At 63.3% G+C, this 23,500-nt stretch carries 20 protein-coding genes; 8 read left to right on the top strand and 12 right to left on the bottom strand.

Features of this window, described 5'->3' with window-relative positions; all coding sequences use genetic code 11:
- Positions 1 to 6: 6 nt before the first annotated feature.
- The 3 genes from GWG67_RS01105 to GWG67_RS01095 form a co-directional block, all read right to left on the bottom strand.
- The gene (locus GWG67_RS01105; protein ID WP_275167326.1) at positions 7 to 2,082 is read right to left on the bottom strand and encodes a TRAP transporter permease; all 2,076 of its coding nucleotides are present in this window, start codon (positions 2,080 to 2,082) and stop codon (positions 7 to 9) included.
- Between the two features lie 35 nt (positions 2,083 to 2,117).
- Entirely contained in the window at positions 2,118 to 3,284 is a 1,167-nt protein-coding gene (locus GWG67_RS01100; RefSeq protein WP_275167325.1) for a TAXI family TRAP transporter solute-binding subunit, read from the bottom strand.
- Between the two features lie 167 nt (positions 3,285 to 3,451).
- Positions 3,452 to 3,673, bottom strand: a complete 222-nt coding sequence (locus tag GWG67_RS01095; protein ID WP_275167324.1) for an acetyl-CoA carboxylase biotin carboxyl carrier protein subunit — start codon at positions 3,671 to 3,673, stop codon at positions 3,452 to 3,454.
- Positions 3,674 to 3,767: 94 nt separating this feature from the next.
- Here GWG67_RS01095 and GWG67_RS01090 point away from each other — a divergent pair, with 94 nt between their 5' ends.
- The 5 genes from GWG67_RS01090 to GWG67_RS01070 all read left to right on the top strand — a co-directional run bounded on the left by GWG67_RS01090 (position 3,768) and on the right by GWG67_RS01070 (position 11,770).
- A complete protein-coding gene (locus GWG67_RS01090; protein ID WP_275167323.1) occupies positions 3,768 to 4,742 on the top strand; it encodes an IclR family transcriptional regulator in 975 nt (324 codons plus the stop codon).
- A complete protein-coding gene (locus GWG67_RS01085) occupies positions 4,672 to 6,231 on the top strand; it encodes an acyl-CoA carboxylase subunit beta (protein ID WP_275167322.1) in 1,560 nt (519 codons plus the stop codon). Before GWG67_RS01090 ends, GWG67_RS01085 begins: the two co-directional genes overlap by 71 nt.
- Positions 6,232 to 6,594: 363 nt before the next feature.
- Entirely contained in the window at positions 6,595 to 8,292 is a 1,698-nt protein-coding gene (locus tag GWG67_RS01080) for a GMC family oxidoreductase (RefSeq protein WP_275167321.1), read from the top strand.
- A 260-nt stretch (positions 8,293 to 8,552) separates the two neighbouring features.
- On the top strand, positions 8,553 to 10,067 hold the full coding sequence (locus GWG67_RS01075) for an ATPase domain-containing protein (protein ID WP_275167320.1): 1,515 nt from the start codon (positions 8,553 to 8,555) through the stop codon (positions 10,065 to 10,067).
- A complete protein-coding gene (locus tag GWG67_RS01070) occupies positions 10,064 to 11,770 on the top strand; it encodes a response regulator (protein ID WP_275167319.1) in 1,707 nt (568 codons plus the stop codon). Before GWG67_RS01075 ends, GWG67_RS01070 begins: the two co-directional genes overlap by 4 nt.
- Before the next feature lie 56 nt (positions 11,771 to 11,826).
- On the opposite strand, the gene GWG67_RS01065 is transcribed toward GWG67_RS01070, so the two are convergent.
- The 5 genes from GWG67_RS01065 to GWG67_RS01045 form a co-directional block, all read right to left on the bottom strand.
- On the bottom strand, positions 11,827 to 12,594 hold the full coding sequence (locus tag GWG67_RS01065) for an amino acid ABC transporter ATP-binding protein (protein WP_275167800.1): 768 nt from the start codon (positions 12,592 to 12,594) through the stop codon (positions 11,827 to 11,829).
- A gap of 40 nt (positions 12,595 to 12,634) precedes the next feature.
- On the bottom strand, positions 12,635 to 13,327 hold the full coding sequence (locus GWG67_RS01060) for an amino acid ABC transporter permease (protein ID WP_275167318.1): 693 nt from the start codon (positions 13,325 to 13,327) through the stop codon (positions 12,635 to 12,637).
- Positions 13,324 to 14,115, bottom strand: coding sequence for an amino acid ABC transporter permease (locus GWG67_RS01055; RefSeq protein ID WP_275167317.1), 792 nt, complete (start codon positions 14,113 to 14,115; stop codon positions 13,324 to 13,326). Before GWG67_RS01055 ends, GWG67_RS01060 begins: the two co-directional genes overlap by 4 nt.
- A 63-nt stretch (positions 14,116 to 14,178) precedes the next feature.
- Positions 14,179 to 15,075 (bottom strand): amino acid ABC transporter substrate-binding protein, encoded by an 897-nt coding sequence (locus tag GWG67_RS01050; protein WP_275167316.1) that lies wholly within the window; start codon positions 15,073 to 15,075, stop codon positions 14,179 to 14,181.
- Positions 15,076 to 15,104: 29 nt separating this feature from the next.
- Entirely contained in the window at positions 15,105 to 16,265 is a 1,161-nt protein-coding gene (locus GWG67_RS01045) for an aminotransferase class V-fold PLP-dependent enzyme (protein ID WP_275167315.1), read from the bottom strand.
- 233 nt (positions 16,266 to 16,498) lie between these two features.
- On the opposite strand from GWG67_RS01045, the gene GWG67_RS01040 reads away from it, so the two are divergent.
- A complete protein-coding gene (locus tag GWG67_RS01040; protein ID WP_275167314.1) occupies positions 16,499 to 17,296 on the top strand; it encodes an IclR family transcriptional regulator in 798 nt (265 codons plus the stop codon).
- Positions 17,297 to 17,529: 233 nt separating this feature from the next.
- On the opposite strand, the gene GWG67_RS01035 is transcribed toward GWG67_RS01040, so the two are convergent.
- The 3 genes from GWG67_RS01035 to GWG67_RS01025 all read right to left on the bottom strand — a co-directional run bounded on the left by GWG67_RS01035 (position 17,530) and on the right by GWG67_RS01025 (position 21,041).
- A complete protein-coding gene (locus tag GWG67_RS01035; protein ID WP_275167313.1) occupies positions 17,530 to 18,825 on the bottom strand; it encodes an MFS transporter in 1,296 nt (431 codons plus the stop codon).
- Between the two features lie 107 nt (positions 18,826 to 18,932).
- Positions 18,933 to 20,129, bottom strand: a complete 1,197-nt coding sequence (locus tag GWG67_RS01030) for an acetyl-CoA C-acyltransferase (protein WP_275167312.1) — start codon at positions 20,127 to 20,129, stop codon at positions 18,933 to 18,935.
- A gap of 141 nt (positions 20,130 to 20,270) precedes the next feature.
- Positions 20,271 to 21,041 (bottom strand): enoyl-CoA hydratase, encoded by a 771-nt coding sequence (locus GWG67_RS01025; RefSeq protein WP_275167311.1) that lies wholly within the window; start codon positions 21,039 to 21,041, stop codon positions 20,271 to 20,273.
- Positions 21,042 to 21,193: 152 nt separating this feature from the next.
- Here GWG67_RS01025 and GWG67_RS01020 point away from each other — a divergent pair, with 152 nt between their 5' ends.
- Entirely contained in the window at positions 21,194 to 21,733 is a 540-nt protein-coding gene (locus GWG67_RS01020; protein WP_275167799.1) for a PaaI family thioesterase, read from the top strand.
- Positions 21,734 to 21,792: 59 nt separating this feature from the next.
- Positions 21,793 to 22,413 carry a TetR/AcrR family transcriptional regulator gene (locus tag GWG67_RS01015; protein WP_275167310.1) on the top strand — a complete coding sequence of 207 codons (621 nt, stop codon included), beginning with the start codon at positions 21,793 to 21,795 and terminating at the stop codon, positions 22,411 to 22,413.
- A 132-nt stretch (positions 22,414 to 22,545) separates the two neighbouring features.
- On the opposite strand, the gene GWG67_RS01010 is transcribed toward GWG67_RS01015, so the two are convergent.
- A complete protein-coding gene (locus GWG67_RS01010) occupies positions 22,546 to 23,460 on the bottom strand; it encodes a LysR family transcriptional regulator (RefSeq protein ID WP_275167309.1) in 915 nt (304 codons plus the stop codon).
- Positions 23,461 to 23,500 lie beyond the last annotated feature (40 nt).

Genomic DNA, 23,500 nt, shown 5'->3' with positions numbered 1-23,500 from the left:
ACGCAATCAGGGCACGCGCAACCCGTCCGGCACCATGGTCTGCCGCCGGACCAGCAGCAGGGCGAGCAAAACCGTGGGGACGAGGATGGCGAGGCCGAGCAGCGTCACCTGCATCTGCGACAGCGGCATGATGCCGCCGCCGGGGGTGGCCACCACGAACCCGCCGATCACCAGCAGCACGCGGATCGGCCATTCCAGCGCGCCGGCGCCGCGGAGATCGCCGACGAAGGGCTGGTAGCCTTGGATGCCGCCGCAGATGAAGAGCGTGCCGAACGCCGCAAGCGCCATCAGCCCGAGACCGGCAAGATAGGGGCTCGGCCCCTGCAGCACCAGCGCCGGATTGAGCACGAAGAAGAACGGGATGAAATAGATGATGCTGCCGACCCACATCGATTCCCAGCCCGTCTTCATCGCCGGCGAGCCGGCAATGCCTGCGGCCGCGAACGAGGCGATCGCGACCGGCGGGGTGATCGATGACAGCATGCCCCAGTAGAAGATGAACATGTGCACGGCCATCCTGTTCAGCCCGAGCTTCTCCAGCGCCGGCGCGACCAGGATGGCGAGGAAGATGTAGCAGGCCGTCGTGGTCAGCCCGAGCCCAAGGATCAGGCTGGTGAGGGCGCACATGCCGAGCAGGAGGAACGGATTGTCGCCGGCGATGCGCAGCAGGTCGTTGGCGAGGCTCGACACCACGCCGGTCATCGAGAAGGCGCCGATCAGCAGGCCGCAGCCGGCGAGAATGCCGACGAGCTCGACGAAGGTGCGGCCGTTGACCTCGAGGAATTTGCCGATGGTCGCGACAGTCCAGCGCGTGTCCTTCGAGAACAGCTGGTTGAGGACCAGAAGCAGGGCGGTGGCGTAGAATGGCGCATGGCTCTCGCGCTTGAAGTAGAGCAGCATCACGATCAGCAGCGCGATCACGAAGACGTAGTACCAGCCGTCCTTGATCGTATCCATGACCCGCGGCAGTTCGGCGCGCGGAATGCCCTTCAGCCCGTGTCGCGCGGCGTAGGAATCGACCTGCATGAACAGGCCGATGTAATAGAGCACCGCCGGAATGATCGCCGCGATCGCGACATCGGCGTAGCTGACATTGAGGAATTGCGCGATCACGAAGGCGGTCGCGCCCATCACCGGCGGCGCCAGCACCGCGCCGGTCGAGGCACAGGCCTCGATCGCGCCGGCATAGGACGCGCGAAAGCCGCTCTTCTTCATCACCGGAATGGTCATGGTGCCGGCGGTCAGCACGTTGGAGATGATCGAGCCGGACATCATGCCGAGCAGGCCGCTGGCGAAGATGCAGACCTTGGCCGCGCCGCCGCGGAAGGTGCCGCACAGTGCGAAGGCGAGATTGATGAAGAACTTTCCGGCACCGGTCATCATCAACGCGGTGCCGAATACCAGGAAGCCGATTACGGTGTCGGCAAACGCCTGGATGGGAATGCCGAGCAGGCTCTCGCCCGACAGCACGTGATAGGCCGTCGCCTGCTCCAGCGTCGACTGCGTGCCGCGGAACGGACCTAACCAGCTGGATTCCGCGAACAGCGGATAAACGGTGAAGGGAAGCACGCTCAGAAGCAGGCTCCAGCCGCCGGTCCGGCGCAGCGCCTCCATCAGCATCACCCACATCACGAGACCCGCGGCGGTCACGCTGTTCGGCGCGCCGCCGAATTCCCAGCCGGCCTCCGCGGCCTTGCGGACGTTCGACATCAACACGAGCGCCGCGGCAAAAGTCACGACAAAGCAGAGAAGGTCATACCAGGGAATGCGGTTAAGCGGCGCGCGCGGGGTCCCCGGGAAGATCAGGAACGTGAACGGCAGCATCAGGGCGATCAGGAGATAAAAGTACTCCGTGTTGAGCTGGGTGTAGCCGACGAAGAAGCGCAGCGAGAATTGCTGGTTGATGCAGAGCAGGATGGTCGCTGCGGTCGCGACGACGAGCGTCCAGCGCCAGGCCCCAAGCAAGCTTCGCACGCGCGTGACCTCCGCCTCCTGCATGTTGCCGGCCGCGCCATGCGGATCGTCGAACACGATCCGCTTGGCCTCGTCCTGCGGGGCGGTGGAGACTGAAGCAGACGACATGATCGACCCCGCGCGTGGGCAATTACCGCTGAGAACTAATCCTCGAACCCGTTCGGCATGTCGGCCTTCGCAAGCGCCGCGGCACGCGCCTTCATCCAGCCGTCGAGGAACGCCTTGTCATCCGCGGGCGGATTGGATTTTCCGTAATCGGTCCACGCGGCGCCAAGCACCTCCTGGCGCTTGATCAGCCTGTGGTTGTGCGCGTCCTGCGCGTCGCTCCATTGCCCGGCTTCCTTCAGCGCCTTCACCGCGCCGGGGTGCACCGGCACCACCCAGTTCTTGGTCTGGCGGTCGGCCGCAAGCCCGCCCGCGCCAGGCGCGGAATCCTTGTAGGAATCGTAGTTCACGATCATCGCCTTGGTGATCGCATAGACCTGGTCGGCCGGTTGCGAGGCGTAGGCGACGAAGATCGGGTAGGGGTAGTTGCCGAGCTCGATCGGCTTGTCCGGCGAGATCCCGGCGCCGCAGGTCGCGGTCTGCGGGAAAAAGAACGAGCCGACCTTCTGCATCCGCGCCCAGCCTTCCTTGTCCTTGGCGGGCAGCGGCGGCCAGATCAGGCCGCGCGGCGAGGTCTCGGCTTCCTTGGCGGGGCCGGTGATGGTAGTGCCGAACGCCGCGTCGGTGTCGTTGTTGATCAGGCCCTTCCACATCGCGCCGTAGCTTGCGAACTCGACGACCTTGACGTCCTTCTGAGTCAGGCCGGCGAAGGCGAGCACCGCGAGCGAGTTCTGGTTCAGCGCCGGCGAGCCGACGACGAATCCGACACGCTTTCCCTTGAGGTCCTTGAGCTCCTTCACGCCTGTATCCGCAGCCACGCCGAGCGTGCCGCAATTGCAGTCGACGGATGAGAGCAGGATCTGGAGCGGTTGCGGGCCCCATTCCCTGGAGCCGAATTCGAACACGCCTTCCTGCGCGAAATAGGTACCCGATCCCATCGCCGCGGAGACCGCACGCTTGGCGCGCAGCGGCGCGAGACGCGCGACGTCGTTGCCCGCGGGGAGCACGCGCACGTCGCTCGAGTATTTGTCCTTCATCATCTTGCCGACGCCGACCGCGATGTTGAAGCCGGCGGTGCCGGTGTCATAGGCGGTGAACGTCAATGTCGCCGGCAGCTTGATGTCTTCGGCGGACGCATAGCGTGTAGACGCAAAAGAAATGCCCGCCACCAAGGCAGGCGCGAGCATGATCAGCCCACGAAGCATGTTTCCCTCCAATGATCCTCGCGTTTGCCGCGACGATTTTCTTTCTTTGTTTGAAACAGGTTTTGTTTGAAACGGATCATGTCATCGCCATCAAGCGATGGCAACGCCGTACCGCGAACCCAGCAACGAGGCTGACAGATTGTCGCGGAAACGACGGGATAATGCAGTCAGTTCACGACGATCGCGATCGCCTGTCCCTCGGCAACGACGTCGTCGAGCTTCACTAGAAGTGACGTGATCTCGCCGCTCACAGGAGAAAGCACAGGGATCTCCATCTTCATCGCTTCGACCACCACAATCTCATCACCATCTACAACGGTTCCTCCAACTTGCACGGGAGTTGCGCAGACGCGGCCGGCGATTTCGGTGACGATCTTAATTTCTGGCATGCCATCGCCTTTTTGTTGTGGTCGCAAAATGCCTGAGGTAGTTTCTTCTGCAAGCGGAATTTAATTCCGCACAGCGGAACAAGCGGTAGGGAACATGGGACGACGTTCGGAGCGGTTGAGTAGGCAAGGTGCGCTCGCTGGCGAAGCCGGTGAGGGTGATGTCATCCAGGTGGTGTCGCGCGCGTTCGACGTGTTGCGATGCTTCGAGGGCCACGATAGCAGGCTCGGCAATCTCGAGATTTCAAATCGCTGCGGCCTGCCGCGCTCGACGGTATCGCGGCTGACGCACACGCTGACCCGAATGGGTCAGCTGGTCTATCTGCCGCGCGATCAGAAGTATCGCATCGGCCCGAGCGCGGTGGCGATGAGCGCCTCGATGATGAAGGGCGCGCAGCTGCGCAGCATGATCCGCCAGCGGCTCCAGGAAGTCGCCGAGCAACTGCCGGGCACGGTCGGCTTCGTGGTCCCCGATCGTTTCCATCTGGTCTATCTCCAGTTCGCGCGCTCGGCCTCGGCACTCGGCCTGCACGAGGGCACCGGCAGCCGCATCTCGATGGCCTCGACGGCTGCGGGCGCAGCCTACACCGCGGCATTGGCGCCCGAGGTCGGCGACGCCTTCATCGCGGACATGGAGCGGGAAGCTCCCGAGGCTGCGAAGATCCTGCGGCCCCGCATCGAGGCCAACCGGCAGTCGCTCCACGAGCGCGGCTATGTCGTGGCCTGCGGCCTGTGGAGCCCGCATATCAATGGGCTCGCGGTGCCGATCTGGTCGCCGCAATACCAGACCTTCGTCGTCATCACGATCGGTCTTCTGTCGTCGATGTATGACGAGCAGCGCCTGCATGCCGAGGTCGCCCCGTTGATGCTCGCGCTTGGCCGCTCGCTTGGCAGCCTGATGGACGGCGCGGAAGGCGACGTCTTCAACAATCGCATCTCGCGCAAACCGGTCGCCATGGCCGTGCACAACAATAACAAGCCGATCAATTCGGAGGGAGTGAATGAACTGGAAGCCGGAACTCGACGAGCTCGCCCGGCGCGAAGCCTTCGCGCGGGAGATGGGCGGCGTTGACAAGGTCAAGCGTCAGCATGATCAGGGCCGACTGACTGTTCGGGAACGTATCGACAGACTGACCGACAAGGGCAGCTTTCACGAGATCGGCGCCGTCTCCGGCGTCGGCGAATACGATTCCAGCGGCGAGTTGCAGAAATTGACGCCGGCGAACTGCGTGTTCGGCCGCGCGCGCGTCGAGGGCCGCACCGTCGTCGTGGTCGGCGACGATTTCACCGTGCGCGGCGGCTCGGCGGACGCGTCCATCTCCGCAAAACCGCTGATGGCGGAGGAGATGGCGCATGATCTCCGCCTGCCCATCGTCCGCATCATCGAAGGCTCCGGCGGCGGCGGCTCGGTCAAGACCATCGAGACCAAGGGCGCGGCGAATCTGCCGGGCGGCATCGGCGGCACACGCTGGTATCGCTTCACCACGGAGAATTTGTCGCGCGTGCCCGTGGTCGCGCTCGGCCTCGGCTCGGTCGCAGGGCTCGGTGCCGCGCGTCTTGCCGCCAGCCACTATTCCATCATGACCCGGAAGTCCGCGATGTTCGTCGCGGGGCCGCCGGTGGTGAAGGCGCTGGGGCAGGACCTCTCGAAGGAAGAGCTCGGAGGCGCCGACATCCAGACCCGCGCCGGCGCGGTCGATCATGCCGTCGACACCGAGGAGGAGGCCTTTGCCTGCGCGCGGCGATTCCTGTCCTATCTGCCGTCGTCGGTTGACGGGCTGCCGCCGACCTTGCCCTGCACCGACAATCCGGAGCGCACCGAAGAGGCGCTGATGAGCGCGGTGCCACGCAACCGCAAGCAGGTCTACAAGATACGGCCGATCGTCGAACAGGTCGTGGACAAGGGTTCGTTCTTCGAGGTCGCCAAGAATTTCGGCAAGCCGATCATTGTCGGCCTCGCGCGGCTCGAGGGCAGAGCGGTGATGGTGCTTGCCAGCGACAGCTTTCACTATGGCGGCTCCTGGACCGCGGATGCCTGCCAGAAGGTGGTCCGCTGGGTCGACTTCGCCGAGACCTTCCATTTGCCGATCGTCTATCTCATGGACTGCCCCGGCTTCATGATCGGCCTGGATGCGGAGAAGGCGGGCACCATCCGCCATGGCGTTCGCGCCATGGCCGCGGTCAACCAGACCACGGTGCCCTGGTGCACGGTGATTCTGCGCAATGCCTTCGGCGTCGCCGGCGTGGTGCATCAGCCGGCCGATCGCTTCTCGATCCGCTACGCATGGCCGTCGGCTTATTGGGGCTCGCTCCCGCTTGAAGGCGGCATCGAAGCCGCCTATCGCGCGGACATCGACGCGGCTGAGGACAAGGCGGAGAAACTGAAAGAGATCGAGGACCGCCTCAACAGACTGCGCTCGCCATTCCGCTCCGCTGAAAAGTTCTGGGTGGAGGAGATCATCGATCCCAGGAAGACGCGGTCGCTGCTGTGCGAGTTCGCGCGGCTGGCGGAGCCGCTGCGAAAGGTAGGGCCGCCGGGGAATTTCTCGATCAGGCCGTAGGGTCGGCCTGCCCTCAGCCCGATACAATCGGGCAAAATTGATCTAGCGCAAAGCCTCGCGCCCCATTGTCTGCAAGCCTCTCGCCGATAACAAGGGGAGGAACGCCATGACAAACGCGGGAAACGCGCTGCTTTGGACAGCCATCTATTTCGGTCTGTCGTTCGCTGCGATTTTTGCCGTTTGGTTCGCCGAGCGATTGCGGGCGAGTTTAACGAGCAAGCGGTAGAGCCCGCGAGCATCGCGACCAGGCGATAGGCAAAGCCATCGTGGGCTGAGCTCGCGCTTTGTCGCGGCTGCGATGACGTGACCTCAAAACAATAACGCGCTACGCTTCCCGGGCAAGAACAAGAGGAAGCGCTAATCGTGTATGACTTCATTATCGTGGGCGGCGGCTCGGCGGGGTCCGTGCTGGCCCACCGGCTCTCCGCGAAGAGCGCCAACAAGGTCCTGCTCTGCGAGGCCGGACAGGACACACCACCCGGAGACGAGCCGGCCGAGATCAGGGACAGCTATCCGGGGACGGCCTATTTCGATCCGCGCTTCCACTGGACCGAGCTCAAGGTCACGACGCAGATCGTCAGCCACAACAATCCGAACGAAGGGCGTCCGCCCTTACGCAAATACGAGCAGGCACGCGTGCTTGGGGGCGGCTCCTCGATCAATGGCCAGATGGCCAACCGCGGCGCGCCGACCGACTACGACGAATGGGACGCGCGCGGCGCTGCGGGGTGGAACTGGAACGATGTGCTGCCCTTCTTCAAGAAGGTCGAGCGCGACCTCGATTTCGACGGGCCCTACCACGGCAAGGACGGCCGCATTCCCGTCCGCCGAATCCCCAGGGAGCACTGGACCCGGCATTCGCAGGCGTTCGCGCAAGCCTTCCAGCAGGCAGGACATCAGTTCGTGGCCGACCAGAATGGCGAGTTCGTCGACGGGTTTTTCCCGGTGACGCACTCGAACCAGGCCGAGCAACGCGTCTCGGCTGCCATGGGCTATCTTGATCGCGACACGCGCAAGCGCGCCAACCTGACGATCTCCACCAACACGCAAGTCAGGGAATTGCTGTTCGAAGGCACGCGGTGCGTCGGCGTGAAGGCTGTCGTCGACGGGCGCGAGCAGGAATTCCGCGCCCGCGAGATCATTCTCTCCAGCGGCGCCATCCATTCGCCGGCGCATCTGTTGCGCGCCGGCATCGGCCCGGTCGGTCACCTCAAGGATATGGGCATTCCCGTGCTGATGGGACTGCAGGGCGTCGGCCAGCGCCTGATGGATCATCCCTCGATCTCGCTGTCGTCCTTTGTCCGCCGCGGCGCGCGGATGAACGAGCACACCAGGCGCCACATGCAGCTTGGCCTGCGTTACTCTTCCGGGCTCGAAGGCGTACCGAAAGGCGACATGTTCGTCGTCCTGCTCAGCAAATCGGCCTGGCACGCGGTCGGTGAGCAGATCGGATCGCTGCTGACGTTCGTCAACAAGACCTTTTCCGAGACCGGACAGGTCAAGCTTGCCTCGCGTGATCCGGCAGCCGAGCCGATCGTCGAGTTCAACCTGTTGTCCGACCGGCGCGACCTCGATCGCCTGATGAGCGGTTTCCGCAAGATGGCGGCCGTGCAGATGAGTGACGTCGTCAGGGCCGTGACGGACAAGCCGTTCCCGGCCTCCTATACCGACCGCGTGCGCAAGATCGGCGTGGTCAACACCAGGAATCGGATTCTGACCAAGATCGCCGCAGCCCTGATGGACGGACCGGCAGTGCTGCGCCACTACATGATCGACAATTTCGTGGTCGAGGGCTTCACCTTCGACGACGTCATCAACGATGACGAGGCCCTGGAAGCCTTCGTGCGCAAGGCCACCATCGGCGTGTGGCACGCCTCGTGCTCGTGCCGCATGGGCCGGGCGGACGATCCGATGGCGGTGGTCGATCCGGAGGGGCGCGTCAAGGGCGTGCAGGGCCTGCGCGTCGTCGATGCCTCGATCTTCCCGGTGGTGCCGTGCGCCAACACCAATTTTCCGGTCCTGATGTCGGCGGAGAAGATCGCGGCCGCGATGATGCAGTGAGCCCGTGCGGCTTTTGGGCTGGCGAACTGCCTTGTCGATGACCGTCTAGGACCGCCAGTCAGACCGCAAAAGGTGAAGTGGGCGCCCGGAACGGTTCCGCGGCAGGCGGTCTGGCGGACATGCGTCCGGGGGCGGAACTTGGAACCCGGCTTAGGCGTTCTTTGCCAGATTTCGCCTTACGGCTGGGACCGGGCCGCTGACCGCGCGTCCCTTCTCGGGGCCGGAGCGCACTGTCGGCGATGGAGCTTCACGGGGGTTCAATGACCAATTCATCAAGCCGGGCGCAAACCAGCGACCCCGGAGAGTTGCCCAGGATTTCGACCGGCAGTGACGGCCTCGACGATATCCTGTACGGCGGGCTCGATCCCAATCGCATGTACCTCTACGAGGGTCGGCCCGGCTCGGGCAAGACCACGATGGCGCTTCAATTCCTTCTCGAGGGCGCGCGCTGCGGTGAACGCGTGCTCTATATCTCCCTGTCGGAAACCAAGCGTGAGCTGACGCTGGTTGCACAGCGGCACGGCTGGTCGCTGCAAGGCGTCGACATCTTCGAACTGGTGCCGCCGGAGACGACGCTCGATCCGGAGCGCGAGCTCACCGTCTTCCACCCCGCCGAAATGGAGCTGAGCGAAACCACCGGCCTGATATTCAAGGAGGTCGAACGGATCAATCCCGCGCGCGTGGTGCTGGACAGCCTGTCCGAACTGCGCCTCCTTGCGCAGAACCCGCTGCGGTACCGGCGCCAGGTTCTGGCCCTGAAGCACTTTTTCACCAACCGCAATTGCACCGTCATCCTCCTCGACGATCTCTCATCGTCCCAGGACGATCTGCAACTCCATTCGATCGCGCATGGCGTCGTGATGCTCGAACAGCTCGCCATTGATTATGGAGCGGAGCGCCGGCGGCTTCGCGTGATCAAGATGCGCGGCATTCGATTTCGCGGCGGCTTCCACGATTTTACGATCGAAGCGGGAGGGGTGCGGATATTCCCCCGTCTGGTAGCGGCGGAACATCACACCTCGTTTATCGGTGAGTTGACGCCCAGCGGCAATGTGCAACTCGACCAGCTCCTGGGAGGAGGGCTCGAGCGCGGCACCAGTGCGCTGCTTTTGGGCGCCGCCGGTGTCGGCAAGTCTTCTCTCGCGCTGACCTACGCGATCGCGGCAGCAGATCGCGGTGAGCATACGGTGTTCTTTGCCTTCGATGAAGGTCGCGGTACGGTGGAGGCCCGGGCTCGAACGCTGGGCCTGCCCCTTGAAAGCCATCTGCAATCGGGACTCATCCGATTTAAACAGATCGATCCCGCCGAGATGTCCCCCGGCGAATTCGCCGCCAATGTGCGCAACAGCGTCGAAAAGGATAACGCCCGAATTGTTATCATCGACAGTCTGAACGGCTACCTCAACGCAATGCCGGATGAGCGATTTCTCATCCTCCAGATGCATGAGCTCCTGAGCTATCTCGGACAGAAAGGCGTGCTGACCGTCCTGATCCTCGCTCAGCATGGGCTGGTCGGTCCGATGGAAACGGCACTCGATATCAGCTATTTGAGCGATGCCGTGCTGATGCTGCGCTATTTCGAAGTCGGCGGAACGGTGCGGCGTGCCCTCTCGGTCGTGAAGAAGCGCAGCGGCAATCATGAAAATTCCATTCGCGAGTTTCGTCTTGGCAGTGCCGGCATCACGGTCGGTCCTCCGCTGACCGGATTCAGCGGCATCTTTTCCGGGAATCCGCGATACTCGGGCACGGAGATGCCGGAAGGGCTGTCGGAATGAGCGCCGACCGCGATCATTGCGTCCTGGTGTTTGCTCCGATCGGCCGCGACGGACCGGCATCGGTCGAGCTTTTCCGTAATTCGAATCTCCTGGCAATCAATTGTCGTGGTCTGCCTGAACTGGTCAGCGAGATGTCGGCCGGCGTGGGCGCGGTGCTTCTCGCCGAGGAGGGCTTGTTCGGGAAGGATACCCAGCCGCTGGCACATTGGATCGAGCGGCAGCCGCCCTGGTCCGACCTGCCCTTTGTCATTCTCACCAGCCACCGCGAGCAGCCGGCGGTGGTTGCCTGGCGCCGCGGCATCATCGAGACACTCCGCAACGTTTCCCTGCTCGAGCGCCCGGTTCAGCCGATCACGCTGACGAGCGCAATTCAATCCGCAATGCGGGCCCGCCGGCGGCAATATGAAATTCGGACCTTGCTGCAGGCGCGCGAGCGGACGGCCCAGGAGCTCGAGAAGCTCGTGGTCGAGCGCACGCGCGCGCTCGAGGAGGCCAACAAGCATCTGCGGGCCGAAATGGAAGAGCGTGCCCGCGTCGAGGAGACCCTTCGTCAGGCCCAGAAGATCGAAGCCATCGGGCAATTGACCGGCGGAGTAGCTCACGACTTCAATAATCTGCTGATGGTGATCTCCGGTGGATTGGACATGCTCGACAGGCAGACGGATCCTGATCGGCGGCGTCGTCTGTTGGAAGGAATGGTTCAGGCGGCGCAGCGTGGTGCCGGCCTGACCAGGCAGCTTCTGGCTTTTTCACGGCGGCAGAAGCTCCGGCCCGAGGCCGTCGACATCCCGGCGCAAATCGGCGGCATGCGCGAATTGCTCGATCGGAGCCTGAGAGGCGACGTTCACGTCGAGTTCGATTTTCCGGAGGGGCTTTGGCCGGTGGAGGTCGATCCGGGAGAGCTCGAACTGGTCATTCTCAACCTGGCGGTCAATGCCCGCGATGCGATGCCAAACGGTGGCACGATCGTTGTCCGCGGCGAGAACCTGGCCGGCCTGGCCGAGGACGAGATCGCGGGCGATTACGTTCGTCTGTCCGTGATCGATAGAGGTGTTGGAATGAGCCCCGAGATCCTGGCGCGGGTCTTCGAACCGTTCTTCACGACCAAGGATGTCGGGAAAGGCTCGGGCCTGGGGCTTGCGCAGGTCCACGGATTTGCGACGCAATCACGCGGGATGGTTCGAATAAAATCGATCGTCGACGAGGGCACCAGCATCGAGCTCTATTTGCCGCGATCCAGGAATATTCCTTCGGGTGAACGGCATCTCATCGACCTGAACAGGGCGCGTCCCAAGAAGGCCAATCACGGCCGGGTTCTCCTCGTCGAAGACGACGACGAGGTCGCCGCGCTGGTCAGCGAAATGCTTGCGCAGCTTGGTTACCAGGTCACGCGCGCGGCCAGCGCTGCGGCGGCTCTCGGTGCCCTAGCGGACGGCCGCTCTGTCGATCTGGTGTTTTCCGACATCATGATGCCGGGCGGCATGAACGGTGTCGAACTCGCGCGCGAGATCAGGAGAAGGCGAAGCGACATCCCGGTCCTGCTGACGAGCGGATACGCCGAAGCCGCGGTTCACGAGGCCGAAATGGCCGGGATCCGGATCCTGTCGAAACCCTACCACATCGACGAGCTCGCCGCAGCGCTCACCGCTGCAAAATCGGACTTTCGAATCGGCGCGGAAACCAAGCGCTCCGGGGCGTCGTGAACGGGGCTGTGGCACCGCCTCGACAAGCCGCACTCTATCGGGCGCTGCCGATTCAGCTAGTGAATGATCTGGTTCAGAAAAGCCTTCGCCCGTTCCGTGCGAGGGGCTTTGAAGAACGTTTCGGGCTCGGCCTCTTCGATGATGCTGCCACGATCCATGAAGACCACCCGGTCGGCGACCTCCCGGGCGAATCCCATCTCGTGCGTCACGCACACCATCGTCATTCCCTCTTTCGCCAGCTCGACCATGGTTTCCAGTACCTCCTTGACCATCTCGGGGTCGAGAGCCGATGTCGGTTCGTCGAACAGCATGATCTTGGGCTGCATGCACAGCGCTCGCGCGATGGCGACACGTTGCTGCTGACCGCCCGACAATTGCGCGGGATACTTGCCGGCCTGATCCTGAATGCGGACCTTCCGCAGCAGGCCGAGTGCGCGATCGCGCGCCTCGGACTGCGAAATCCCGCGAACCCTGATCGGAGCCAGCATGCAGTTCTCCGCGACGGTGAGGTGCGGAAAAAGGTTGAAGCTCTGAAATACCATCCCGACTTCACAACGTACGCTGTTGATGTCGGCGATGCGGTTGGTCAGTTCGACACCATCGACGATGATCCTGCCTGCATCGTGCTTCTCGATATGGTTGATGCACCGGATGAGGGTGGACTTGCCGGAGCCTGATGGTCCGCAGAGCACGATCTTCTCGCCCTTGTCGACCTTGAGGGTAACGTCGTTCAGCGCGGTGAACGCGCCGAACCGCTTCACTACGTTCTCGACGACGACGATCTCGGCGGGTCGTGTGGCATTGCTGACAGTCGCTCGAGGCATGTTCGTCTCCCAAATGCGAGGCCGTTCGGTACCCCGATGGTCAGCGGGCAGCGGCAACAGCATATCGCTTGCGAAGGATGGCGACGCACTGGGACGTCGCAGAGCTGATGACGAGATAGGCTACAGCTATGACGAGGTACATTTCGACGAGGCGGCCGTTGAGCTGCGCGAGCTTGGAGGCGGCACCGAGAAGATCCGTCAACGACAGGACATAGACGAGAGACGTGTCCTGAAACAGAATGATCGTCTGGCTCAGGATAATCGGGCTTGCCACCCGCAGGACCTGCGGGAGGACAATGTGGCGGTAGGTGTCGTAGGTGGACAGCGCGAGGGCCTGGCAGGCCTCAAACTGGCCCTTGTTCACGGCACGCAGTCCAACGCGGATGATCTCGGAATAGTAGGCCGCCTCAAACAAGCCGAAAGTGATGAAGGCGGTATAGGTGGCGCCGATCGGGATCGGGCGGCCGTTGCCGCTAAGGTGCCCAAGCACGATCGGCACCAGAAAGAAAAACCAGAACAGAACGAGGATCAGCGGGATCGACCGGATGATCGCAACGTAGCCGCGGATGATCTGGGCAACCACGGGAATCTCGAAGTGCTGCGCCAGCGCAAGGCAGGTTCCGAGAATCATGCCGATGGCGAACGCGGCGGCCGTGAGCGACAGTGAGAACAGCAGGCCCGACCAGAGATAGGGCCATGATTGCGCGACGATCGAGAAATCGAGGGCGTTCATTTCGCGGCCTCCATGACGTGGGGCAAGCCGCCTTGCTGCACTTCGCTGGCGAGATCCTGGTCAGCTGGGAGCGTGGCGGGCGCGCTACCCGGAATCCGGACCGCTCTGTCGATCAGCGCCATGGCTTGATAGGCAATCAGTGCCAGACAGAGATAGACGACGGTCGCCGCGCCAAAGGCAGTGAATGTCTGGAACGTCGCTTCACTGATCTGGCGTGCCTGGGCGGTCAGTTCCATCAAGCCGATCGTGAGTGCGACGGAGGTGTTCTTGTAGATGCCCATCACCTCGCTGGTGAGGCTCGGCACGATGAGGCGCAAGGCCTGCGGCACGATGACGTGTCGATAGGTGAGGTAACTGCTGAGGCCGAGAGCGTTGGCGGCTTCGAGCTGTCCCTTTGGGAGCGCCTCGATGCCGGCCCGGACCTGCTCGGCTATGCGGGAAGCCGTGTAGAGCCCGAGGCAAAGAAGTGCCGGGAAGAACGATGCCCATGGCGGCGGGATCTGCTTGATTGCATCTCCGATTGCGCTTGGCACCACCTCTGGGAAAACAAAATACCAGAGGAACATCTGCACAAGGACAGGGATGTTCCGGAATATCTCGACATAGAGCCGGGCCGGTATCGCGAAGACGCGATTTTGCACCGTGCGGCCCACGCCGACGATCACCCCGATGCCGAAGGCGATCCACCAGCCGAAGAAGGCGAGAGCGAGTGTCCAGCCGAGGCCCGACAGCAGCCAGTCGATATAGCGCTGGCCGTCCGCCGTCTGTTCAAAAAGCACTCCGAACATCGCGAGTCCTCAAAGTTGCAGGTGCGGACGAGGATGATCTAGCGAGACGATCGGCTCCGTCAGTCAGTCGACAGCATCGCTGGGATGCGCGATCCGGCCCATCAACTCGTCGGTGAGCGGAAATGCGAGATTCTCACCCTTTGGCGGGATCGGCTTGGTAAACCATTTTGCGTAGGTCTTCTCGAATTGGCCTGATGCCATTTGCTTGGAGAGAACGTCGTCGATGAGTGCCTTGAAGCCGGCATCGCCCTTCGTGAACATCAGCCCGTAGTAGATCTTCGCGTAACCCTCGGGAAGGAACAGGAGTGCGTCCGGATTAGGCGCCGCAGCCTTGAGCCCGGCGAGGAGAATATCGTCCTCCATGAAGGCGGCCGCACGGCCGGTGTTCAACATGAGGAAGGATTCCGCATGGTCCTTGGCTTGGACGATGTTGAGCCCGAGCTGTTCTTTGGCGTTGACGCCCTGCGCGAAGCCGACCGCGTTGGAGCCTTGGGTGACGACGATCGTCTTGCCTTTCAGGTCGCCGGCGGTCTTGACGCCACTGGCGGCCTTGACCAGCCATCGCGGCTGGCTGACGAACGTGGCGACCGAAAACGAGACCTGTTCCTGCCGCTTCTTGTCATTCGCGGTGCCGCCGCATTCGATGTCGACGGTCCCGCTCTGGATCAGCGGTATCCGGTTCGACGAGTTCACCGGGGTGAAGCTGACCTTGAGATTGGGCAATCTCAGCTCCTCCTTGACGCGATCGACGATCGCCGCGCAGAGATCGAGCGAGAAACCGACGGGCTTCTGGTCGGGCCCGAGGTACGAGAACGGTATCGAGGCCTCACGGTGGCCGATCGTAATCGAACCGCTGGATTTGATCTTGTCCAGCGTCGGGCTATCCGCCGCCGCGGATGGGCTTGCGTTGATAGCTAAGAGCGCCGGGAGAAGTCCCAATACCTGAACGAGCTGTTTCATGGTTTTTGCCATCCCATCGTTTGTCAAATTCAAGCTGCAACCGAAGGGCGTCCGAGCCCTCGCCGGCGAATGACGTCGATCAGGCGATCGATATCCGTCGCGGTGTTGAACATGCCGAGCGAGACGCGGATGCCGTCACGTTCGGGCGAAACGCGCACGCCGTTCTCCTCGAAATGCCCGAGCCAGTCCGCTGCGGGCAGGGCGATGACGTAAATGTGCGGAGCGCGGTGTTGTCGCTCGCGTGGGCCAACCAGGCGGACGTCCAGTTCGTCCAGGCGCGCGATCAGGTGATCGCCGAGGTCGAAGCAGTGGTTCTGGATGTTCTGCACCCCGATCTGCTCGATCATGTCGAGGGAAGCACCCAGAGCATGGATCGCGGGCAGATTGAAGTTGCCAAGTTCAAAGCGCCTGGCGGTCGGAGAGAGCGCCATTTTGTCGGGACGCGCGATGAGGTCGCTGGGCATGTCGGCGAGGCTCGCGGCCGCCATATAGGTCGGTTCCAGCTCTCCAAGGGATTTGTCCCAATAGAGAAGCCCGAGCCCTTGCGGAACGAGCAGTCCCTTGTGGCTGCCGGAGCCGATGAAGCTGGCGCCGATCGCCTTCGCGTCAACAGGTACGACGCCGATCGCCTGCATCACATCGACGACGAAGTAGAGCTTCTTCCTGGCGCACATCGCGCCGACGCTCTCGATGTCAAAGCAGTGACCGGCATGGAAGGTCACATGCGACATCGAAATCGCACGCGTCTTGTCGTCAATGAAGCCAGCAAAGCTGTCGCCGTCGACGATATCCGTCATCGGAACGAAGCGGATTTCTACGCCCTTCCGCTGCAGATTGAGGAACGCGTAGGCGTTGTTCGGATGATCGCCATGGATCATCAGAACATTGTCACCGGCCTGGAGCGGCAGTGCGTTTGCCGCGATGTTCATGCTTTCCGACGTGTTTTTCGTGAAGGCGATCTCGTCCGCTGTCACGCCGAGAAAGCGAGCGACCTTGGCGCGGGTCTGCTCCACCCGGTCGAGCCATGCGCTTTTCGGGCCAGCCGTCTCGAAGCCCTCGCGGAGGAAGAGCTCGATCGCGGCTTTCACCGGGCGCGCGAGCGGCGTTTGAAATCCCGAGTCCAGATAAACCATCCGTTCAACGGCAGGGAATTCCTTCCTCACGGCGTCCACGTCGTAGTGACGAGACATGCACATCTCCTGTTGAGCGCGCCGTCGGACTTGGCAGTCGGCCAAGCGACGGAGCGACATTTCGAAACGGCGAGACTGCGTTGCACAACTTTTGGTCAATCGCCCGCAGCGCCAAGAATATGAGCTTTCCGGATCGGGACAAATAGAATTGTCGAATATCAATAGATTTTATTCCGAAAAATGATAATTACTGTCATTGTTGTATATTCTGCTGCCTCCCAACCGGTAGGGAAATGACGAAGCAAGTTGAGAGGGATGGACCCTTGGACCGCGCCCTCGCGATCGTTCGGCATGTTGCTGACCAACGCAAAGCCGTCTCAGCGGCAGAGATCGCGAAGGCTCTCTCGCTGCCTCTTCCAACGGCGCACAGGTTGGTCGGAAATCTTGAAGGTCGCGGACTGCTTCAGAAGGCGTTGGGGACCAAGCGTTACGTTGTCGGTAATCAACTCGTCACGCTGTCCGCGACGGTGATCGGAGCGGCCTTCCGCACAGCGCGGCGGCACGCGGTACTTCGAGCTGTCGCGGCAGAAATCGGCGAACAATGCGAAATCGGCGTCGTGCGCGATAATTCCGTCGCGTATGTGGACAGCGTTCGCGTTTCGGAGCCGCAAGGTCTTCAGTTCAATCCGGGAGAAGCGGCGCCGCTACACTGCACGTCCACCGGAAAGATCTACATGAGCGGATTGCCCGAGCGGACCCGGGCGAAGCTCTGCCGCGCACTCGCTCTGATCAAATTCACGGAAACGACGATTGTCGATGTCCACGCGCTGATGAAGGTGCTCGAAGAGACGCGGCAGCGCGGCTGGGCCAAAACGAACGAAGAGTACGTGAAAGGCGTGGTGGGGTGTGCCGTGCCCATCCTGTCCCCGGATCGAGAGCTGATCGCTTGCCTGGGCGTCTCCGTGCCGGTGGCACGCGTCAGCTTCGTCGAGTTGGACCGGTTCATAGGCCCGCTGCAAAAGGCTGCCGCTCTGCTGTCGGAGACCATTTTGCAGGTTGAAGGCGATGACGACGCAGATGCCCAACGATGACATCCTGCTCCTGTTTTGCCCGACGAGTCAAATCGTTTTCGGAAAGGCGTAAGTCATTGATCCGCCACGCCCCGGCTACTGTGCATGGGGTTGTTTTCGCACTTTTTGTTTGAGCGCTGGTCGCGCCTTCCAGTACGTCTTCCGCCCAGCGCGCGGCATCCCGAACCCGAAGAAGCCGGTATCGCGCGGATCGGTGACGCCGCGGTCTTCGGCGTCACCACCACGATCAGGTCCTAAGCCATCGCGGCTTGCGGCTTCGGCTTCGGTTGTCGCGACAGCGTCAGCACGATCAGCGCGGCGAACACGCAGAGCGCGCCGGCGATGAAGAAGGCGGGCAGGTAGCTCTGATAGACCGTCCGCGAGAAGCCGGCGCCGAAGGCGGCGGTGCCCGCGCCGAGCTGGTGGCCGGCAAAGATCCAGCCGAACACCAGATTGGCGCGCTCGGGCCCGAATTTCTGCGCGGTGAGCCGCACCGTGGGCGGCACGGTTGCGATCCAGTCGAGCCCGTAGAACATCGCGAAGATCGAGAGCCCATAGAACGAGAAATCGCTGAACGGGAGGAAGATCAGCGAGAGCCCGCGCAGGCCGTAATACCAGAACAGCAGGTAGCGGTTGTCGTAGCGGTCCGACAGCCAGCCCGACATGATGGTGCCGAAGAAGTCGAAGATGCCCATCGCGGCCAGCAAGCCCGCGGCCTGCACCTGCGGGATGCCGAAATCGAGGCACATCGGAATCAGGTGCACCTGCACGAGGCCATTGGTGGATGCGCCGCAGACGAAGAACGTCGCGAACAGGATCCAGAACGCGCTGCTCTTCGAGGCGTCGCGCAGCGTGCCGAGCGCAACGCCGGTGATCGAGCCGTGGCTGACGGGCGGCGCGGGCAGGGGTGTGGTGCCTTCGTCGCCGAACGGGCGCAGGCCCAGATCGCTCGGACGGTCGCGCATCGCGAGCAGGACCGCGAGGGCCGAAACACCAAGCGCGATGCAGACGAAGCCGAGCGCCAGCCGCCAGCCGAAACGTTCGGTGAGGCTCGCCAGCAGCGGCAGGAACACGAGCTGACCGGTGGCGACGCTCGCGGTCATGATGCCGACGACGAGGCCGCGCCGCGCCGCGAACCAGCGCGTCGCGATGGTGGCGCCCAGCACCAGCGCGGTCATGCCGGTGCCGATCCCGATCACCACACCCCACAGCGCGACGAGCTGCCAGACCTCTGTCATGCCGAGCGAGAGCACCAGGGCCGAGACCACGATGAGCTGTGCGGTCAGCGTGACGTTGCGCAGGCCGTAGCGGTTGAGCAGGGCAGCCGCGAACGGCGCCATCAGCCCGAACAGGATGAAGCGGATCGACAGTGCGGAGGAGATCTCCGCCGTGCTCCAGCCGAATTCCTGCTGAAGCGGAACGATGAACACGCCGGGCGCGCCGACCGTGCCGGCGCTGATCAGCGCGGTGAGGAAGGTCACGCCGACCATCACCCAGCCGTAGTGGATATTGCGGCGGCCGAGCGTTGCCGCGAGCCAGTTCGAGATCATTGGGCCTCAATCTTAATGGGCAGGCGAGAGGCCTGCGCAAGTTTGCAGAATGGCACGGGACGCGTCTGTCGAAAATGACAGAGTTCCCTCACTTCCGGACTTTCACGTCAGTGCGTCAAGCGCTCCACCGCGATCGCGGTGGCTTCGCCGCCGCCGATGCAGAGCGCCGCCACGCCGCGCTTGAGGTTTCGCGCCTCAAGCGCATGGAGCAGCGTAACGATCAGCCGTGCGCCGGTGGCGCCGATGGGATGGCCGAGCGCGCAGGCGCCGCCGTTGATGTTGAGCTTCTCGCGGGGAATGCCGAGGTCGCGCTGCGCCGCCATCGCCACCACGGCGAAGGCTTCGTTGATCTCGAACAGATCGACGTCGGCGGCGCTCCAGCCGACTTTGTCCAAGAGCTTGCGGATCGCCGGGATCGGCGCCGTGGTGAACCATTGCGGTTCCTGGCTGTGGGTGGCGTGGCCCTTGATCACGGCGAGAGCCGGCAGGCCGCTGCGATCGGCGAGCGACCGCTTCGTCAACACCAGCGCAGCGGCGCCGTCGGCATTGGCGGAGGAGGCCGCCGGCGTGATGGTGCCGTTGGCGCGGAACGCCGGCTTCAGCCCGGGGATTTTTGCGGGATCGACCTTCAGCGGATGCTCGTCATCGGCGACGATGCGAGGGCCTGCCTTCTCGCTCAGCGTGATCGGCGCAATCTCGGCCTTGAACGCGCCGCCCTCGACCGCCTTGCGCGCCCGGCTGAGCGTTTCCATCGCATAGGCGTCCTGGTCCTTGCGGGTGAATTGATAGGCCTCTGCCGTGGCCTCGCCGAAATCGCCCATGGAGCGGCCGGTCTCGTAGGCGTCTTCGAGGCCATCCATCATCATGTGGTCGATGATGCGGTCGTGGCCGGCGCGATAGCCGCCACGGGCCCTGGCGAGGAGATATGGCGCGTTGCTCATGCTCTCCGTGCCGCCGGAGACGACGATCTCGGCCGAGCCGGCGCGGATGATGTCGTGCGCCAGCATGGTCGCCTTCATGCCGGAGCCGCAGACTTTGTTGACGGTGGTGGCGCCGGTGGCGTCGGGCAGGCCGGCGGCACGCGCAGCCTGGCGCGCCGGGGCCTGGCCCTGGCCGGCGGGAAGGACGCAGCCCATGAAGACTTCGTCGACCTTCTCCGGCGCAAGCTTGGCACGCTCCAGTGCCGCGCCGATCACGTGTGAACCGAGCTTGTGTGCGGAGAGCGGCGACAACTCGCCCATGAAGCGGCCGAGCGGGCTTCGGACGGCGGAGACGATGACGACGGGATCGGCGGCTTCGGCCATGGGGAGACTCCCTCAGATGTCGGATATTTAAGATTATGATCATCATATGATGCGGCGCAAAAAATGCAACCGCGTCCGGCATGAGAAATTGTCGTGGGTCAGATGAGATTTGCTCGTTCGGACGGACGAGGCGGAGAGCGCCTACCGCTTCCGATTCACAAACGCGCCCATCAGCCGCGTCGGCTCGTCCGTCAGGAACGACTCGCCGAAGACTTTGACGCTCAAATTCACCGACTCGGTCAGCGGCAGCTCCTCCCATTGCCGCAGCAGTGCCTTCTGCGAGCGCAGCGCCTCGGGGCCGCATTCGAGCAGGGCCGTCACGAGGTGCTCGACCTCGGCGTCGAGCCCGCCCTCCGGCGCGACCTTGTCGACCAACCCCCAGGCCAGCGCCGTCGGCGCGTCGATGTTCTCGGCGGTCATCACCAGCCAGCGCGCGCGGGCCCAGCCGATCAGGCGCGGCAGCAGCGCGGCATGGATCACCGAGGGAATGCCGACGCGCACCTCCGGCATGCCGAAATGCGCATCATGCGCTGCGATGCGGAAATCGCAGGCGGCAGCCACTTCGAGCCCGCCGCCGAGGCACCAGCCGGGCATGCGCGCGATCATCGGGGCCGGGAATTGGCGCACTGCCTCGCAGAGGTCGCGCAGGCGGCTGATGAAGGCCTCGGCGGACTTCTGGTCGAGGCTGGCCATCTCCTTGATGTCGGCGCCGCCGATCATGCTCTTCTCGCTCTGGCCGCGCAGCACCACAACCCGGATGCTGCGGTCGGACGAGAGCTGCTGCAAGCCTTCGCGCACCGCATCGGTGACGGGCGAGCCCAAAATGTTCAGCGAGCCGGCGTTGCAGATGGCGACATGAACGACGCCGCGCGCATCGCGGGTCACGCCGCAGTGGTGGTTGAGCATTTCCATGATGGGATCTCTGAGTTTTGTGGACGCGCGCAAGGGTACGCCGGTCGGGATCACTTCCGGGCCGAAACGCAGTGCTTGTCAAGCGGGCGGGCGGGAGTTGCCAGCGCGAAGTCCGCAGCATAGTATGATGAAAATCATACAAAGGGGCCATGATGACCAGCAACGATCAACTCGACCTGTTTTCGCCCGCGCAGCGGCGCGAGCGGGTGGTGGAGTGGCAGGTGCCTGCGCCAATTGCGAAAGTCGCGATGGGCCTGTCAGGCATGGATGCGATGCTGGGCATCCGCGACGGAAGGCTGCCGCCGCCGCCCTTTGCCAAGCTGATCGGCTTCGTCATGGCCGTGGTCGAGCCGGGCCGGATCGTCATGGAACTCGAGCCGCGTGAGGATCTCGAGAATACCATCGGCCTCCTGCACGGAGCCACAGCCGCCGCGCTGATCGACACCGCCATGGGGTGTGCGATCTCGACCAGGCTGGAGTCCGGGCAGGGCTCCGTCACCCTCGATCTGAAAATGACCTTCCTGCGTCCGCTCTCGGTCCGGTCCGGGTTGATCTCCGCCGAAGGCAAGGTGATCAAGCTGGGACGCCAGAGCAGCTACACCGAGGGATTCGTCCGCGACGGTAAGGGGGCACTTGCGGTGCACGCAACGGCGACCTTTTCCATGATCGGCAACAATTTTACCGGGAATTAATGCGCCGTCCGGCCGATATCCGTGTTATTAGATGACCTTCGACATCCAATGAGATCCGCATGCGCTATTCCCGGGAACACAAGCAGGAAACCCACGACCGCATCGTGAAGAAGGCATCCGTGCGGCTGCGCGAAAAAGGCGCCCACGGCATCGGTGTCGCCGACCTCATGAAGGAAGCGGGCCTGACCCACGGCGGCTTCTACGCCCATTTCGATTCCCGCGAGGCGCTGGTGATCGAGGCGTTCGACTACGCCATGAATCGCTCGATGGAGCACTGGCGCAAGCAGTCCGATCAGGTCGCGCCGGAAAAGCAGCTCAGTCAGATCGTCGAGACCTATCTCTCGACGGTGCATCGCGACAACCCCGGTCACGGTTGCTCGATCCCCGCGCTCGGCGCCGAGATCGCCCGCGAGAGCCCGAAGACGCGAAAGGCGTTTGCCGGCAAGCTCGACGAGATGATCGAGATGATGACAGACTTCATCCCGAATCTGCCGCGCAAGGCCGCGCGCAAGCAGGCGATCGCGACGCTGGCGACCATGGCCGGCACCATGCTGCTGGCGCGCATCGCCGGCTCGAGCGAGCTGTCGGACGAGGTGTTGAAGACGGGTAAGGACAGTGCGCTCGATGGCGGCCGCCGCGAGCCGAAGGCTGCGGTTGCGAAGAAGGCGAAGCAGAGTTAGCGAGTAGGTGCCGTTGAATGCGTAGGGTGGGCTAGCCGAAGGCGTAACCCACCATGCTTCACTGAGCGCTGGACGAAGTTGGTGGGTTACGCCGAGCAGATGCGCTTTGCGCATCTGCAGGGCTAACCCACCCTACGAAGTCCGCCCCGCAAACAGCGCGCGCTCGCATTCTACAATCTCGGAAATATAATCCGCCACCGCGCGAATTCGCGCGAGATCCTTGCTGTCGGCGTGCATCAGCATCCAGAAGGTGCGGGTGATCGACACCTCTTCCGCCAGCACCGCAATCAGCTGCGGATAGTCGCCCGCCATGAAATGCGGCAGCACGGCGATACCGAAGCCGGCGAGCGTGGCGTTGAGTTGCGCGATCAGATTGGCGCTGCGCAAGCGTGCGGAGATCTTCGGCGACACCTGCGGCAGATAGTCGAGCTCGGGCGTGAACAAGAGCTCCTCGATATAGCCGACGAAGCGATGCTGCGGCAGGACCTCGCGCGAGGTGATTTTCGGGAAGCGGTCGAGATAGGCGGGCGCGGCATAGAGCCCGAGGCGGTAGTCGAGCAGCTTGCGGCCGACGATGCGGCCTTCCTTCGGCATGGTCAGGCTGATCGCGATATCGGCCTCGCGCTTGGAGAGGCTGAACAGCCGCGCGGTGGCCACGAGTTGCAAATCGAGATCGGGATACCGGTCGGCGAAGGCTCCGAGCCGCGGCGCTAGGAACGCGGTCCCGAAGCCGTCGGGGGCGCCGATCCGCACCGTGCCGGTCAACCGCGCCACCGACCCGCCGACCTGCTCCTGGTTGGCGACGATGGTCGATTCCATGGCTTCCGCGCTGTCTGCGACGCGCTGGCCAGCCTCTGTCAGCAGGTAGCCGGTCTTGCGACGGTCGAACAGCTTGGCCGACAGGTGCTTCTCCAGCCGGTCGACACGGCGGATCACGGTGGCATGGTCGACGCCGAGCTGTTTTGCCGCAGCCGAAACCGAGCCGCCCCGCACGATGGCCAGCACGAAGCGGAAGTCGTCCCAGTCGATAGCGCCTTGATCCAGCATTTTCGCACATCTATGGTGCATTATCTCAGACTTGAATCCT

Origin of the sequence: Bradyrhizobium sp. CSS354 (assembly GCF_029051725.1) — a bacterium.
In the GTDB taxonomy this organism is placed as follows: domain Bacteria; phylum Pseudomonadota; class Alphaproteobacteria; order Rhizobiales; family Xanthobacteraceae; genus Bradyrhizobium.
The sequence above is the reverse complement of the archived record's forward strand: the minus strand, read 5'-3'. Positions and strand labels throughout refer to the sequence as shown.